The organism is Acidithiobacillus albertensis (genome assembly GCF_001931655.1).
In the GTDB taxonomy this organism is placed as follows: Bacteria; Pseudomonadota; Gammaproteobacteria; order Acidithiobacillales; family Acidithiobacillaceae; genus Acidithiobacillus; species Acidithiobacillus thiooxidans.
The window spans coordinates 1,380,465-1,394,062 of record NZ_MOAD01000001.1; the positions used below are offsets into that span (position 1 = coordinate 1,380,465).

18 protein-coding genes are annotated in these 13,598 nt (G+C 54.9%); 5 read left to right on the forward strand and 13 right to left on the reverse strand.

The annotated features are described in order from the left end of the window. Positions 1-131: 131 nt before the first annotated feature. The gene (locus BLW97_RS07125) at positions 132-257 is read right to left on the reverse strand and encodes a ribbon-helix-helix domain-containing protein (RefSeq protein ID WP_207650569.1); all 126 of its coding nucleotides are present in this window, start codon (positions 255-257) and stop codon (positions 132-134) included. Between the two features lie 264 nt (positions 258-521). On the opposite strand from BLW97_RS07125, the gene BLW97_RS07130 reads away from it, so the two are divergent. The 4 genes from BLW97_RS07130 to BLW97_RS07150 all read left to right on the forward strand — a co-directional run bounded on the left by BLW97_RS07130 (position 522) and on the right by BLW97_RS07150 (position 3,180). Further along, on the forward strand, positions 522-884 hold the full coding sequence (locus BLW97_RS07130; protein ID WP_157999028.1) for a helix-turn-helix domain-containing protein: 363 nt from the start codon (positions 522-524) through the stop codon (positions 882-884). Further along, positions 881-2,164 carry a type II toxin-antitoxin system HipA family toxin gene (locus BLW97_RS07135; protein ID WP_075322778.1) on the forward strand — a complete coding sequence of 428 codons (1,284 nt, stop codon included), beginning with the start codon at positions 881-883 and terminating at the stop codon, positions 2,162-2,164. Before BLW97_RS07130 ends, BLW97_RS07135 begins: the two co-directional genes overlap by 4 nt. A 234-nt stretch (positions 2,165-2,398) precedes the next feature. Further along, positions 2,399-2,686: a type II toxin-antitoxin system TacA family antitoxin gene (locus BLW97_RS07145; RefSeq protein WP_010638966.1), complete on the forward strand. Its 288-nt coding sequence runs from the start codon at positions 2,399-2,401 to the stop codon at positions 2,684-2,686. After that, on the forward strand, positions 2,683-3,180 hold the full coding sequence (locus BLW97_RS07150) for a GNAT family N-acetyltransferase (protein WP_075322779.1): 498 nt from the start codon (positions 2,683-2,685) through the stop codon (positions 3,178-3,180). The genes BLW97_RS07145 and BLW97_RS07150 overlap by 4 nt, the downstream gene beginning before the upstream one ends. Before the next feature lie 83 nt (positions 3,181-3,263). Here BLW97_RS07150 and BLW97_RS07155 read toward each other — a convergent pair whose 3' ends face one another. Next, a complete protein-coding gene (locus BLW97_RS07155) occupies positions 3,264-3,671 on the reverse strand; it encodes a type II toxin-antitoxin system VapC family toxin (protein ID WP_075322780.1) in 408 nt (135 codons plus the stop codon). Continuing rightward, positions 3,668-3,901 (reverse strand): antitoxin, encoded by a 234-nt coding sequence (locus BLW97_RS07160; protein WP_242947741.1) that lies wholly within the window; start codon positions 3,899-3,901, stop codon positions 3,668-3,670. Before BLW97_RS07160 ends, BLW97_RS07155 begins: the two co-directional genes overlap by 4 nt. 193 nt (positions 3,902-4,094) lie before the next feature. On the opposite strand from BLW97_RS07160, the gene BLW97_RS07165 reads away from it, so the two are divergent. After that, the gene (locus BLW97_RS07165; RefSeq protein WP_207650570.1) at positions 4,095-4,736 is read left to right on the forward strand and encodes an ATP-binding protein; all 642 of its coding nucleotides are present in this window, start codon (positions 4,095-4,097) and stop codon (positions 4,734-4,736) included. An 85-nt stretch (positions 4,737-4,821) separates the two neighbouring features. On the opposite strand, the gene BLW97_RS07170 is transcribed toward BLW97_RS07165, so the two are convergent. The 10 genes from BLW97_RS07170 to BLW97_RS07210 form a co-directional block, all read right to left on the reverse strand. Next, positions 4,822-5,154: a hypothetical protein gene (locus tag BLW97_RS07170; RefSeq protein WP_010638960.1), complete on the reverse strand. Its 333-nt coding sequence runs from the start codon at positions 5,152-5,154 to the stop codon at positions 4,822-4,824. Positions 5,155-5,194: 40 nt separating this feature from the next. Further along, positions 5,195-6,304, reverse strand: a complete 1,110-nt coding sequence (locus tag BLW97_RS07175) for an ABC transporter permease (protein WP_075322781.1) — start codon at positions 6,302-6,304, stop codon at positions 5,195-5,197. Further along, positions 6,304-7,419, reverse strand: a complete 1,116-nt coding sequence (locus BLW97_RS07180) for an ABC transporter permease (protein WP_075322782.1) — start codon at positions 7,417-7,419, stop codon at positions 6,304-6,306. Before BLW97_RS07180 ends, BLW97_RS07175 begins: the two co-directional genes overlap by 1 nt. Further along, entirely contained in the window at positions 7,416-9,188 is a 1,773-nt protein-coding gene (locus tag BLW97_RS07185) for an ATP-binding cassette domain-containing protein (protein ID WP_075322783.1), read from the reverse strand. The genes BLW97_RS07180 and BLW97_RS07185 overlap by 4 nt, the downstream gene beginning before the upstream one ends. A gap of 3 nt (positions 9,189-9,191) precedes the next feature. Then, complete coding sequence (locus BLW97_RS07190; RefSeq protein WP_075322784.1) at positions 9,192-10,226, reverse strand: HlyD family secretion protein; 1,035 nt, start codon at positions 10,224-10,226, stop codon at positions 9,192-9,194. A 25-nt stretch (positions 10,227-10,251) separates the two neighbouring features. Then, positions 10,252-11,580, reverse strand: coding sequence for a TolC family outer membrane protein (locus tag BLW97_RS07195; protein ID WP_075322785.1), 1,329 nt, complete (start codon positions 11,578-11,580; stop codon positions 10,252-10,254). A gap of 113 nt (positions 11,581-11,693) precedes the next feature. Further along, positions 11,694-11,861: a hypothetical protein gene (locus BLW97_RS19415; RefSeq protein ID WP_158006107.1), complete on the reverse strand. Its 168-nt coding sequence runs from the start codon at positions 11,859-11,861 to the stop codon at positions 11,694-11,696. A gap of 29 nt (positions 11,862-11,890) precedes the next feature. Continuing rightward, entirely contained in the window at positions 11,891-12,265 is a 375-nt protein-coding gene (locus BLW97_RS07200; RefSeq protein WP_024894582.1) for a carboxymuconolactone decarboxylase family protein, read from the reverse strand. Between the two features lie 154 nt (positions 12,266-12,419). Next, positions 12,420-12,980: an RNA polymerase sigma factor gene (locus tag BLW97_RS07205; RefSeq protein ID WP_024894583.1), complete on the reverse strand. Its 561-nt coding sequence runs from the start codon at positions 12,978-12,980 to the stop codon at positions 12,420-12,422. A gap of 224 nt (positions 12,981-13,204) precedes the next feature. Continuing rightward, positions 13,205-13,598, reverse strand: a 394-nt coding sequence (locus BLW97_RS07210; protein ID WP_143214911.1) for a sulfite exporter TauE/SafE family protein, incomplete at its 5' end; no start/stop codon positions are given.

Consider the following 13,598-nt stretch of genomic DNA (forward strand, 5'->3'; position numbering starts at 1 on the left):
TTCCGGTCGCGCTGTTACCAGTCGGGGTAAGCGTAACCCACGCGGAGTGCGCCGAAAAATGAGTTCATATCCAATCAGGGATAGAGGCGATCCATTAAGGGTTCCCTGTAACCCGTGCGCCGTGATCGTTACTAACTAAACATTATTGGTTTTACGATCCAGCCGCGCGAACGCTCAAGTCGTGAAGCCATCTGATCTACCTTGTCTGCCAACGGAAGCGGTACGTGTGCGGTCAGCACTTTGGTTGCTGCGGTCATGTTGCACCTCCTTGATGTCCATCGGGCACGAGCCTTTCTGATGTGGTTTGGTTTTTTTCAAATCATAGTGATTAGTTTTGAATCAGTCAAAGTTTCGAGAACCAGCGTTACCGCTGAGAAATACTGTAAATACATAGAGGTACATAAACCCTTTCATCTGCTTATAGTCGATCTATCGCCGTAACCTCGAATTGGGAAAAAACATCCATAAAATAGTATCCAAATAAACTAATAGTAGATATTATAGTATTTATTATGGATATTTTGCCTAACAAAAAGCTGCAGCGGACTGAACCGGCTCATGGTCCATCCCGCCGCATGGAGTCCTCCCTGCGGAGCCTTGCCGAGCGGCTGAAACGCGCCCGTAAGCGCCGTGGATGGTCACAAATCGAAATGGCCAGATTACTGCAGGTGAGCATTGTTACCTACCGCAAAATGGAAAAGGCGGACCCGGGGACCGCCATTGGCACCTGGGTGGCGGTTTTGTCTTTACTGGGGATGCTGGGGGACCTTGATAACCTGCTGTTGTATGACCGTGACTACCAGGGGGCGGCCCTCGAACAAAGCCTGCGTACCCGCCGTCGATCCAGAAGTGTTTCACCCGATGATCTGGCGGATAGCCTATGAGCCGCACGGATAATGCGCCGTTGTTCTATGTGTACGTCTGCCCGGATGCGACACAAAGGTACCTGGCAGGCATTTTGACTTACCACGAAAGCGCGGCGATCAGCACCTTTCAGTATGTGCGCAGTTATCGTGAACGCGATGATTTGCCGCCCATCGCCCCTATGCCCGCATGGCGGAAAGACGGCCCGCCGATATTGACCCAGATAATGAACCGGGGACTTCCGGGACCGATTCGGGATGCCTTGCCGGATTACTGGGGCACGCTGGTTTATGCCAAAAATCTGGGTATCGCAGTAGAGTCCGTGCAATTCTCGGACTTATTGCAGGCGGATGTTCAGGATCGCCCCGGATTTCTGGCCTTTTCCAGAGACCTGGAGAGCGGTCCGGTGATCCCCGCGCCCGTGAATAGGACCGATGACGTGCCGGATCTGTCTGCGATTGTGCAGGCCGTCGAATCTCTGGAGCAGGAAGGCCCATCATCCTATCCCCTGCAGCCGTTGGCCTATTTTCTGGTACAAAGAACCAGTATGGGGGGCGCTCGCCCGAAACTCTCGGTTTACCACCAGGGGCAAATGTGGCTGGCCAAGCTGCCCGCCTATCGGGACAGTTATGACGTAGGTCTCCTGGAGCAGGCCACCATGATACTGGCCCGCCGCGCTGGAATCAGAACGCCGAATACCGAATTGTATCCACTCCAGGATGGTCGCCATGTGTTTCTGTCGCAACGCTTTGACCGGGTCGGCACCCCAGAAAACAGGCGGCACCTGGCCATGGTCAGTGGCCTGTCTCTTTTGAATTTCGATGAAAGCGAAAACCGGCTAGGCAGTTATCCTGACCTGGCCAACCATCTGAGGATGTTCGGGGACCTGTCTGGAGCGACGGAGCTTTTCAGGAGAATGATCTTCAACTGGCTGGTCCGAAATACGGATGACCATCTGCGTAATCATGCGGTAATTCTGGGCGTGGACGGAACCTGGCAATTATCACCGGCATATGACATCAACCCAACGCATAGCCGCCCCAGTCTGCATACCCGGTTCGACTTATCCATCGCTCTCGGTAAAGAAGGGCGTCAGGCTACTTTGCAAAACGCGCTGTCCATGGTGGAGGCCTTTGGTCTGGATAGGTCGGAAGCGACACATATTGTCCACGAGTGCTGTGAAGCGCTGCAAGGTTGGCGTGCGGTTTTGCAGGACCTGGGATTGTCACAGAAAGACATCAACTTTTGGGAGCACAGTTTTTCAGACCAAAGTAAAAACGTTCTTTCTTCCAATTCTTGAAGGCCAGTTCCGCCGGGATGCGGACGGCCTGCGAATTGCCATTTCTGAAAATTTTCGTGATCACTTGGTCCCCCCTCCCCCATTTTACCTATGCCCGGTTCTATTCCGGCCCGTTTGGGTAGCAATGTAAATACATGGATGTACATGAGCCCTGCCACCCGCTTACAGTCGCCTGGACGAGTAGCGTCATTTGTACTAACATGACACCCAACGTACACCACAAGGACGGTTGCCATGCTGACCACAAACACTACGACGCGCTCGGCCCGCCTTGGACTGCGCGCAACACCGGCTCAGGAAACTGTACTGCGTCGCGCCGCCGAGGTCGCCCATAAATCACTGACTGATTTCATTCTCGATGCCGCTTACCAGGCTGCCGAGCAGACCCTGCTCGACCAGCGCCTGTTCATGGTGACCGGCAGTCAGTATCAAGCGATTCTGGAAATGCTCGATCGGCCAGAATCTGACAACCCCGGATTGGCCGATCTGTTCTCCCGAGCCCCGGTGTGGGCCAAAAAATGAGCTTGTCCGCGCCGCAGCCACTCGATGCGCAACATCGGCTGGAAGATTTTGACTGCGGTAAATCCGGTCTCACCGACTGGCTGTTGCGTCACGCCCGCCAGGCGCAAGGTAGCGGCTCGGCGAGAACCTTCGTGGTTTGTGATAAAACTCGTGTTGTCGGTTATTTCAGCCTGACGGTGGGCCAAATCGATACACTCGATGCACCTGAACGCATTCGTCGGGGAATGGGACAGTACCCGATTCCGCTAGTTATTCTTGCACGCCTTGCCGTGGATCTCGATTATCAAAAACAAGGTATCGGCTTTAGTCTTTTGCAAGATGCTATCCATCGGGCGCTTGCAATTGCCGAGCATGCGGGCATCCGGGCTTTGCTGACGCACCCCCTTGACGCCGATGCTGATGCATTCTATCGCCGTTTCGGATTCGAACCGACGCCAGACGACGACCGGCAACTCATCCTGCTTTTGAAGGACGCGCGGCGCTTCGCTGAATAAGATATCGGACAGGCCAGCCCCGCCTGGCGTTTCTTGCTGAACCATTCAGCATAATGGTTTTGTTCTGTATCCATGTCCGCGCCTCAATTATCCACCCAGTTTTCCATAGTCAGACCGGGGAACATACGAAAATCGGCCTCGTTGTTGGTTACCAGGGTAGTGTTTAAGGCAATAGCATGGGCAGCAATCAGTTTATCGAGCGCGTCACGGGAGTGTTCTCTTGTGGCCCATCTGACCGGTCCGTAAGCGCGGGCGACTCGCGAGTCGAATGTGGCGACGGGAATATCCTGCAGCAGATCGTCCAAAGCCGCCTGATTGGCAAGCTGATTTTCTGCCGAGCAGGTGATGCCGTATTCAAGTTCAGCCAGCGTAATAGCTGAAATAACGACATCCCCCACAAAACATGCTTCAAATTTTTTTCGTACCGATGGTGGTTGCCATTTCATCAGATAAATACAAATGTTGGTGTCGAGCATATATTTCGGCTTCATAATGCTTCGCGTTCATCTTCCCGGTTGTCACCACGTCCAGTTGCCATAAAATCCGAAGAAAACCTGGCAAATTTCTCAAGGACGTTACCCATACGCCGCTGCGCCGGGCGAATGCGCAGTTCATCGCCGTGACGCTCTATGACCAGCTCCATCTTCCAATCCTTGAAGGTCAACTCCGCCGGGATGCGGACAGCCTGCGAATTGCCGTTTCTGAAAATTTTCGTGATCACTTGGTCCCCCTCCCCCATTTTACCCATGCCCGGTTAGATTCTGGCCCGTTTGGGTAGCAATGTAAATACATGGATGTACATAAAACTGGTTATTTCAGCCTGACTGTGGGCCACACCGGCAAATACAGCTTGTAGGGTTGATCATGGCAGGCAATAAAGCCATAGTGCTTGTAGACAGGAATATTTCAACGCAATGCTGTTCCGTGATCTGGTTGAGCGCCATGATATTGCCCACCCCAAAGCTGTCATTGATCTCGCACACTGCTTGATGGACAACATCGGATCGCTCTATTCCATCAACAATCTGACCGGTTATCTGAAATCCCTGGGGCACAAGGTACCCAAATCCGCCGTAGCCGATTATCTCGAATGGTTCGAGGATGCCTTCATTCTGTTCACAGTGCGTATTTTTGATGCTTCGTTGGCCAGGGTGAACACCAACCCCAAGAAAATTTACTGCGTCGATCATGCCCTGGTGACGTCAATCAGCTCCGGCATTTTGGTCAACTCGGGGCATCTGCTGGAAAACCTGGTGTTTACCGCGTTGCGACGGCTAACGCCGGATATTTATTATTACAAAACCAGGATGGGCCGGGAGGTGGATTTTATCACCGGTCGGACAGGCCAGTCCCGCATGCTTGTTCAGGTGTGCGAATCAATGGCCGATCCGCATACCCGCAAACGGGAAACCACTGCACTGACCGAAGCCATGTCCGAACTTCAACAAGCCCAAGGCATTATCGTAACGCGTAACGAGGAAGAACAAATTCCCGTCTTTTCAGGTAAAATTGACGTAGTCCCCGCTTGGCGTTTCCTGCTGAACCATTCAACATAATGGTTTTGTTCTATATGCCAGTGCGCGCCTCAATTATCCACCCAATTTTCCACAGTCAGGCCGGGGAACACACAATTGGCTTTCTTCACGGGTCGTAAGGGGGCTGTTGATCTAAACCCAATGCCTCACGTTTCTTGACGATGGCGGCGGCGATGGCGGCGCCGAGGATGTAGGTACCGGCCCGCAGGGCCTGGAGGAGCCATGGGGGGATGGTCAGCGCCTCCGGATGGTGAACGGCGAAGTCGTGGAGGAGATGGGGGTCGATGTAGCCCGAGACGGCCGCTCCGAGGATCACCGCCGTCACCAGGGTGACCACCCAGGCGCGGCGGCGCTGGCCGAGAACGGCATAAGCCAGGCGAAAGGCGATGGCCCCGAGCAGGGCGCTGAACAAACACTCGATCAACAGGATACGCAGCATTTTCAATTCCTCGGGGAAGTGTGTTGAGAGAATGGGCGCATCATTGCATCCGATGCCGGAACAGCCATGCAGCCGCCGCCATGGAACACAGGGCGATAATGGCCAGGGGCCAGTATTGGGGCCAGAGCATGGGAATGTTGTCCCCTTCCAGAAAAACGCCGCGCACAATCACCAGAAAATAGCGCATGGGGTTGAGATAGGTCAGGTATTGCACCGCTTCGGGCATGTTGGCGATGGGGGTGGCAAAACCCGAAAGAATGATGGCCGGCACCAGAAAAATGAACACGCCGAGCAAACCCTGCTGCTGAGTGACCGACAGCGAAGAAATCATCAGGCCGATACCGACTGCAGCCAGCAGGAACAAAGCCAAACCAGCTATCAGCGCGAGAATGCTGCCGACGAAGGGCACCTGAAACCAGAACACCGCCACCAGCACAATAAACAGTCCTTCCAGCGCACCAATCACAAAACCCGGTATAGCCTTACCCAGCAGGATTTCTACGGGGCGCATGGGCGTCACCAGCAATTGATCAAAGGTCCCTTGTTCCCGCTCCCGGGCTACGGACAAGCCGGTGACCAGCAGGGTCACCACCAACACCAGCAGTGCCACAATACCCGGCACAATAAACCAGCGCGACAGCAGATTGGGGTTAAACCACGAACGCACAATCAGTTGCGCCGGTGGCCTTCCCCAGTGGTGTTCCTGCGCCCAGCGTACATCGAAGTGCATCAACACCGTATTGACATAATTCAGGGCCAGGGTGGCCGTATTGGAGTTACGGCCATTGATGATCACCTGCAAGGGAGCGGGATGATGCATGAGCAAATCGCGGGTAAAGTGCGGGCCGATATTCAGGACGAGCAAGGCTTTTTCATTATTGATGAGCGGAGCAATTTGTCCTTCGTTTTCAATGGTTGCGACCTGCTTAAAGGCTGTGGATCCCTGAAATTCGCCCAATAATTGCCGGGAAGCAAAGCCGCTGTCCTGGTTATAAACCGCATAGGGAATATGGTTCAGGTCGTAGGTAGCGGCATATCCAAACACAAGCAGCTGGATAATTGGCGGTCCTATCAGTACAAAACGACTTTTTTTATCGCGCAGGAGCGCAAGAAATTCCTTGATCACCAAGGCCCATATACGTGCCAGCATCAGTCTAACCTCTTGCGCGAACGTCGCCAGGTAACCCCCAGAAAAAACAGGGCCATCAACAACAAGGCCAGACTATTCCATAGGATGATGGACCACACATCACCGACAAGAAACACCGTCTGCAGGATGCTGACAAAGTAACGGGCGGCAACAATGTGGGTCACCAGGCGGATAGGCGCGGGCATCGATTGGATGTCAAAAATGAAGCCGGACAGAATGAAGGCCGGTAAAAAGGTGACAATGATGGCAATTTGCCCGGCCACAAACTGGTTGCGGGCCGCACTGGAAATCAGCAGACCCATGCCCAGCGCCGCCAGCAGAAAAAGTGCCGAACAGACCAGCAACACCCAGAAACTCCCCACCAGCGGGACAGCAAAAAGCCAGACGGCCAGAGCCACCGACAACAGCAGACCACCCATACCCATGATGAAATAAGGTATCAATTTACCGAGCAGAATCTCGGCCATGGTGACCGGTGTAGCCATCAAGGCTTCCATGGTTCCACGTTCCCATTCCCGCGCCACCACCAGCGCGGTCAGCAAGGCGCCAATGAGTGTCATGATGACGGCAATCAGGCCGGGAACCAGAAAATCGCGACTGCGCAAGGCTGGATTGAACCAGATGCGTGGTTCGGCATTGATGGGGATAATCAGCGGCTTGCCCGCATTGAGGGCGCGCTGTTGCAGCCAGTTTTGCCAGACACCCTGCATATAGCCTTCCATAATGCGGGCGTTATTGGCATCCACCCCGTTGACCAGCACGCCAATGGACGCCGTTTTCCCCTGAATGACCTGGCGACTGAAATCAGCACGCAACCAGACAATCCCGTCGGCCTTTCGGTCCATGACTGCCTCCCGGGCCTGATGCAGACTGCCGTATATTTCCGGGGTGAAATACGGTGAATGTTGTAGCCCACCCACAAATGCGCTGGTTTCTGCGGTGGGTTGGTCCACGACAACAGCAATGGGGATATGACGGGCATCCAGCGAGACACCGTAGCCAAATAAAAACAGCAGGAATACCGGCAGGACAAAAGCAATGGCTATGGCCGAGGGGTCGCGCAAAATCTGGATGAACTCCTTACGAATCAGGCCGCGCAGACGCTGCAGATTCATGAGGATCTCCGGATTTGACTTTCGTGATGCTCAATCAGGAGGATGAATGCGTCTTCCATGCTGGGGTCAGGATGTTCTTCGCTGCGGGCCTGGGCGCGTACCTGTTCGGGACTGCCCTGGGCCAGCACTTCGCCGAGCGACATCAGGACCAGGTTGTCGCAATATTCGGCCTCATCCATGAAGTGGGTGGTAATCATCACCGTCACCCCGGCTTCTGCCAGTGCGTTGACCCGCTTCCAGAATTCCCGCCGGGCCAGAGGATCGACGCCGGAAGTGGGCTCGTCCAGAAAGAGAATGGGGGGCTCGTGCAACAAGGCGCAAGCCAGGGCCAGGCGTTGCTTGATGCCCAGGGGAAGCTCGTCGACATTGACGTCGCGATAGTCTTGCAACTGGAACTCCCGCCGCGCCCAATCCAGTCGCTGCCGTCGCGCAGCCCCGCGCAAGCCATAGGCTGACGAGAAAAAGGCCAGGTTCTGGTCACAACTGAGATTGCCGTAAAGAGAAAACTTCTGGGAGACATACCCGATGCGGGCCCGCGCCTGGGCACTGGCGTGGCGCATGTCCACCCCGGCTACACGCAAAGTGCCCGATGAGGCGGGGAGCAGACCGCAAAGCATGCGAAAAGTCGTACTTTTCCCGGCACCATTGGCCCCTAACAGGCCAAATATCTGCCCTTTCTGAACGCTGAAACTATTCCCCTTGACGGCTTCGAAATGCCCGAAAAACTTGCAGAGATCGTGCACTTCAATGACGGTTTCCGCTGTGGATTCCGCCCTGGGTGGCACCGAAGAAGCCTGCTGCGCAGGTTCTGCCGCCACCGTATTGCTGGTCACCAGCGTATCAGACGTGGACATGGCAGCACCCAGCAAATCCACAAAAGCATCCTCAAAGGCCGGAGCCACTGCTTGCCAGTTCTCCCCTGCCCGTGCTTCGGGCTGGGTCGTGGTCCGGCAAAGCACCCGCACGCCATTGGCAAGAATACGCGCATCCTGAATACCCGGACGGGCTTGCAGGGTTTCGCGGAGATGTCGCTTGCTGGCCGTTTGCTGGCTCACCAGAAAACAGCGGCCTTGAAGCGGCGCACTGAATGCCGCCGGAGTGTTCTTTTTAAGCAATTTACCCTGATGTAACAGAATGATTTCGTCGCAGCGTTCGGCCTCATCAAAATAGGCCGTACTCATCAACACGGTCAGGCCTTTTTCGCGCAAGCCCTGAATGATTTCCCAGAGTTCACGGCGGGCAATGGGATCCACGCCCACGGTCGGCTCATCCAGCAGCAACAATTGCGGCGCCCGTAACAGGGCACAGGCCAGGCCCAGCTTCTGTTTCATTCCGCCGGACAGGTCTCCGGAAGGCCTGGCACCAAAAGGACCCAGCGCCGTCAGCTTGAGCAACTCCTGCTGGCGGCTCCGCACCGCCTCGCGACTCAAACCTTGCAAGTCGGCAAAAAGATCCAGGTTTTCCTGTACGCTGAGTTCTTCATACAGACCAAAACGCTGGGGCATGTAGCCAATGTGTTTCTGAATCGTGCTGGCCTGGTTGCGGGTGTCGGCCCCCAGAACGCTGACCGTTCCGCTATCAGGCAAAAGCAGACCCGTAGCCAGACGCATCAGGGTGGTTTTGCCTGCACCGTCCGGCCCTAATAGCCCGGTAATCGTGCCGGCCTCCAGGCTGATATTTAAGGTATCCAATGCCTGCACCCTATTCTTGCCACGGGCAAAGCTTTTGCTGACTTCAGCAAAATACAGGGGCGTAACCGCTTCGCTCACGACTCAATTCCCGCAGGGATGCGCAGACAATTTTTGCGGAGGATTGTTTTGCAAGGAGATATGCACGGTAACCGGCATTCCGAGACGCAACTGATGCCGGGGGTTACAGGCATAAACCCGCACCCGGTAGACCAGTTCGGTGCGCAATTCGGTGGTTTGTACGGTCTTGGGTGTGAATTCTGCGGTGGGCGAAATGAAACCCACCCAGCCGGAAAAAGTTTTGCCGGGGAAAGAATCACTTTGAATATTCGCTTTCATGCCCAGGCGAACTTGACCCAGTGCCTTTTCGGGCAGGTAGGCACGTACCCAAACCGGATTATCCAGTGCCAGGGTAAACACCGGCGTCTGCGGAGAAACCATATCGCCCGGCTCCAGAATGCGGTCCTGGACCACGCCGGTATCGGGCGCATAGAGGCGCGTATCCACCAGCTCGCGCTGCGCTAAAGATAAGGCCGCTTTGTCCGCCTGCAGCACATGACGCGCTGACGCAATGTCTTCCTTACGCGGGCCTTTAACTGCCAGAGACAGGGCCTGTTGGGCATGTTCGGCATTGGCGCGGGCCGTCTTCAGGGCAGCCGCCGCGTTATCAGCGCTTTGTCGGGAAACATATTGCTGGGCGGCAAGGGACTCCTGGCGTTTCCAGGTACTTTCGGCGTTGATCATGGTCGCCTGGGCAGCGGCAACCTGGGCGCGAGCTTCGGCAATTTCTTCGGGGCGGGAACCGGCCAGCAGGCGCGCCAATACCTGTTGTTGCGCAGCCACCGCAGCGCTGGCTTTGTCTACCGCATCCTGAAAGCGCACAGGATCAATTTCTGCCAGTAACTGGCCTTTTTTGACCCGATCGCCCTCCTGAACCAACAGGTTAAGCAACCGACCATTATCGTTAAAGGCTGCCTGCACCTGACGGATATCGACGTTACCATAAACGGTTACCTGATCGCTGGGTGCAGCCGGTCGGGTTTGCCAATAAGTGACTGCGCCTGCAATGGCCAGAGCCACTACCGCAATAATGATCAGCTTTTTTTTCTGGATAGCCATACGTTAATACTCCTTGGCTGATGTGTTATGGGGTGAGGTTCCTGACCAACAAGGCATTGATAGACTGCAAATCTGCCATATTGATTTGTCCGGAAGCCGCCTTGAGCTGCACCCGGGCGATCACCTGGTTGTAGAAAGCGACGTTGTAGTCCTGCTCGGCCCGCACGTAGTCGGTGGCGGTGTGCAGCAGGTCAATAATGGAGCGGGTACCCACTTCATAGCCCTTGCGCGTTCCTTCCAGAGATAATTTGGCAGAATCCACAGTTTCTTTGGCGGCCTTGAGCTGCGCCACACTGTTTTTCAGATTGAGAAAGGCGGTTTGGGTGTTCAGAGTGACTTCATCGCGCACATTGGCGACATGATCCACACTGGCTACGGTTTGCGCCTGGGCTTTTTGCACGGAGGCGGAAATATTGCCGCCTTCATACAGGGGGACCGACAAGTTCAGGCTGACGCCGGCCTGATTCATGACCAGCCCCGGAAAGGGATTCCCGAGGGCATGCTGGGCTACGCCCTGCAGATTGACTACCGGCCAGCGGGCGCGCTGATGGTATTGGACTTCCTGCTGGGCGGTGTGGAGCTGGGCCTGGGCCTGGTGCATCAGCGGCTGATCCTGAACAGCACTGTGCACCCAGCTCTGCATATCATCAGGCTGCGGCCCCAGGGCCCGATAATGGCCTAAAGATTCCAGCACGCCGATGGGATGATGGGTCAGGCGCTGTAACTGTTTCTCGGCGATCGCCACCCCGTTGCTGGCTTTGATGAGATCGGCTTCGGCGGCATCAACCCGGGCTTGGGCCTCACGCACGGCGATAATGTCTCCCGTGCCTATTTTCAGGGTGGCTTCGGTTTGCCGGTAAATGCTCTCCAACAGCGATTTCTGTTTTTGCGCCACCCGTTCCTGAGCCTGGGCTTCCAGCACCCCGAAATAGGCCGTGGCGACCTGCAGGGCGAGCTGCTGTTCGGTGTAGGTCAGGCCGGCAGCGCTGGCTTGGATGCGGGAATCTGCCTGTTTCAGCGCCGTCCAGGCCTGGCCGTTGAATACGGATTGGGTGATATTGACGCTGTAGCTGTCGGACAAATAGGCGCGATTAATGTCGATATTGCCAAAGCCGGTAATGTCGGCGGTATTGAAGCCCACCGCTGCACCAACCCCCACATGGGGCAGCAAGGCTGAACGCGCCAGGGGCTTGTCCTGCATTTGCGCGGCCAGTTCGGCGCGGGCCTGGGCCAGTACCGGGTCGGTATGGTAGGCCTGCTGATAGGCGTCAATCAGGTTTTCTGCCCAGGCAGGGCTTGTACCCAGAAAGCAGGTCACCACAAGGGAGGACCAGAAAATGCGACTAAGGCCCATTATTATGCCCTTATTAAGATAAGTGGGTGCCAAAATAGCGGATATGCATATTTCCGTCAAACCATTATCCGGCGCAACAACACAACATGGGCGTTGCTTATTGCGCCGGTCAGTCAGTCTGCCAAAACCAGTCTGCGAATAAGATAAAAGGGCTCGACCGGCCCCACCGGCCCGGCAGCCTCATGATGTGCCACTGTAACCCGTAGCCCGGCGTACAAGGTCACAGCGCCCTCAAGTTCCTGAAATGCTTCTTTGCTCCAGTGTCTGGTCGATAAGTTCATGCTAAGGCTCCTGTTTGGATGGCAAATAATTATTCAAGCCCGGTCAGAGCATCGAAAATCGGTTCGGCGTCACCAATCATTTTAGTTGCCATGGCAAAGCGTACAATGCGTACCGTCTCCAGAACCTTATCCTTGGGAATGCCCTGCAGAGCAATCTTGTCAGACATTGCCCGGACGCAAGCCGGGCTGCTGCCCGCCAGTGCAGCTGCAAGGTAGACCAGAACGCGCGTCTGTTCATCAAGAGCGCCCTCCTGAGGCATGGCATACATGCGTGAGCGCATGTGCTCCTGAATCAGGCTTTCATCCACCACCGTGGATTTCTCAATGGCAGCCGGCACACGGCCCATGCCGGCACGCATTTTGGCCAATAATTCGTGGGCAGTGGGGGTCGTTGTGTTACTCATGATGCACTCTCCTTTTGACAAGTCGTTAAAACGTATGGGTCCTTTATAGGAAGACGGACCAGCCCTGAAAAGGATGCACATTTCTTACTGATAAAGACGGAACGATGATTCGAGGCATGGCTCAAGGCAGTGCCGCGACCTTGGCCCAGCCGGTTCAGGACGGCTTTTTGTGAGGGAGATGACAACAGACCTGACCCGAATCTGCATCAAACCGTACTTCACAGACGGTCATTAAAGCCGCACGCAGGCGCAACCGGGCACGCAATAACCGGGATTTGGCGGCAGCCAAACTGAGGCCATGGGATGCGGCATAGGCTTTTTGGGTCATCCCCTGCAATTCACAACAGGTGAGGATATCGCGGTCAGCCGCTTCGAGAAGGGTGAATACATGTGGCAAACAGTCGGCCAGCGAATCCACGGCAGGAACTTCTGCAACTGGTTCTGCAAGTTCTTCTGGAAGATCAACATAGTCGCGCTGACTGCGGAAGTTGTCCGTCAGCACATGGCGGGCTACGGTGAATAACCAGGCCCGGGGCTCGCGCAATTCACAAAACCTGCGACCTTCATGCAGCGCTTTAAGAAACACCAACTGCAGCAGGTCGGCAGACAAATCATCATCTCCCAGACGGTGCCGTAGAAAACCGAATATTTCTGCCTGGTGCATTTTCCAGGCATGGGTGACGCAGGTTTCCAATGGTTTCAGGGCATGATTCATGGCCGCTATCATAAGCGTTTGAGCGCGTGCCTCACAAGAAAACTATAAACTGATTGAAACTCGGCCCGGGCGGCTATGCCCATACCTTCCATTGACATTCCAATATCCCCTGTGGCGGGGCTTCTTCCTAGAAAAAACATCAATCCCGCAGCAGATGAGATGCAGGACCAAGCCTTCGCCCAGGTCCAGACGGAGTTCCAGAGGACTTCCTATAAGAAAAAAATTTATAGAAAATACGATAACTCTTTGTATAACATATAAATAGAGACTAACACTATGACACCGATAAAGATATCATTCAACGCCGCTTTACGCTGTCCCAGTTTATCGGCACTCAGTGCTCCCAACCATCCTCCCAATATTCCCCCAGCTATGTATTCTGCAGCAATATGCCAGTCTACGAAGCCATCCAGCGAATAGCTGACGGCGGTCGCTGTGCCTAGGGCTCCCACAGCTAACAATGAGGAAGCGACGGCATTCAAAATAGGCAAGCGCCCAGAACGCATCAGTGCAGGAACAATGAGAAAACCACCGCCAATGCCAAAAAATCCTGACAAAATGCCAGTACCACCGCCATAAAAATATACACAAGCATGCCGCTTGCATGTTTTATGCGCA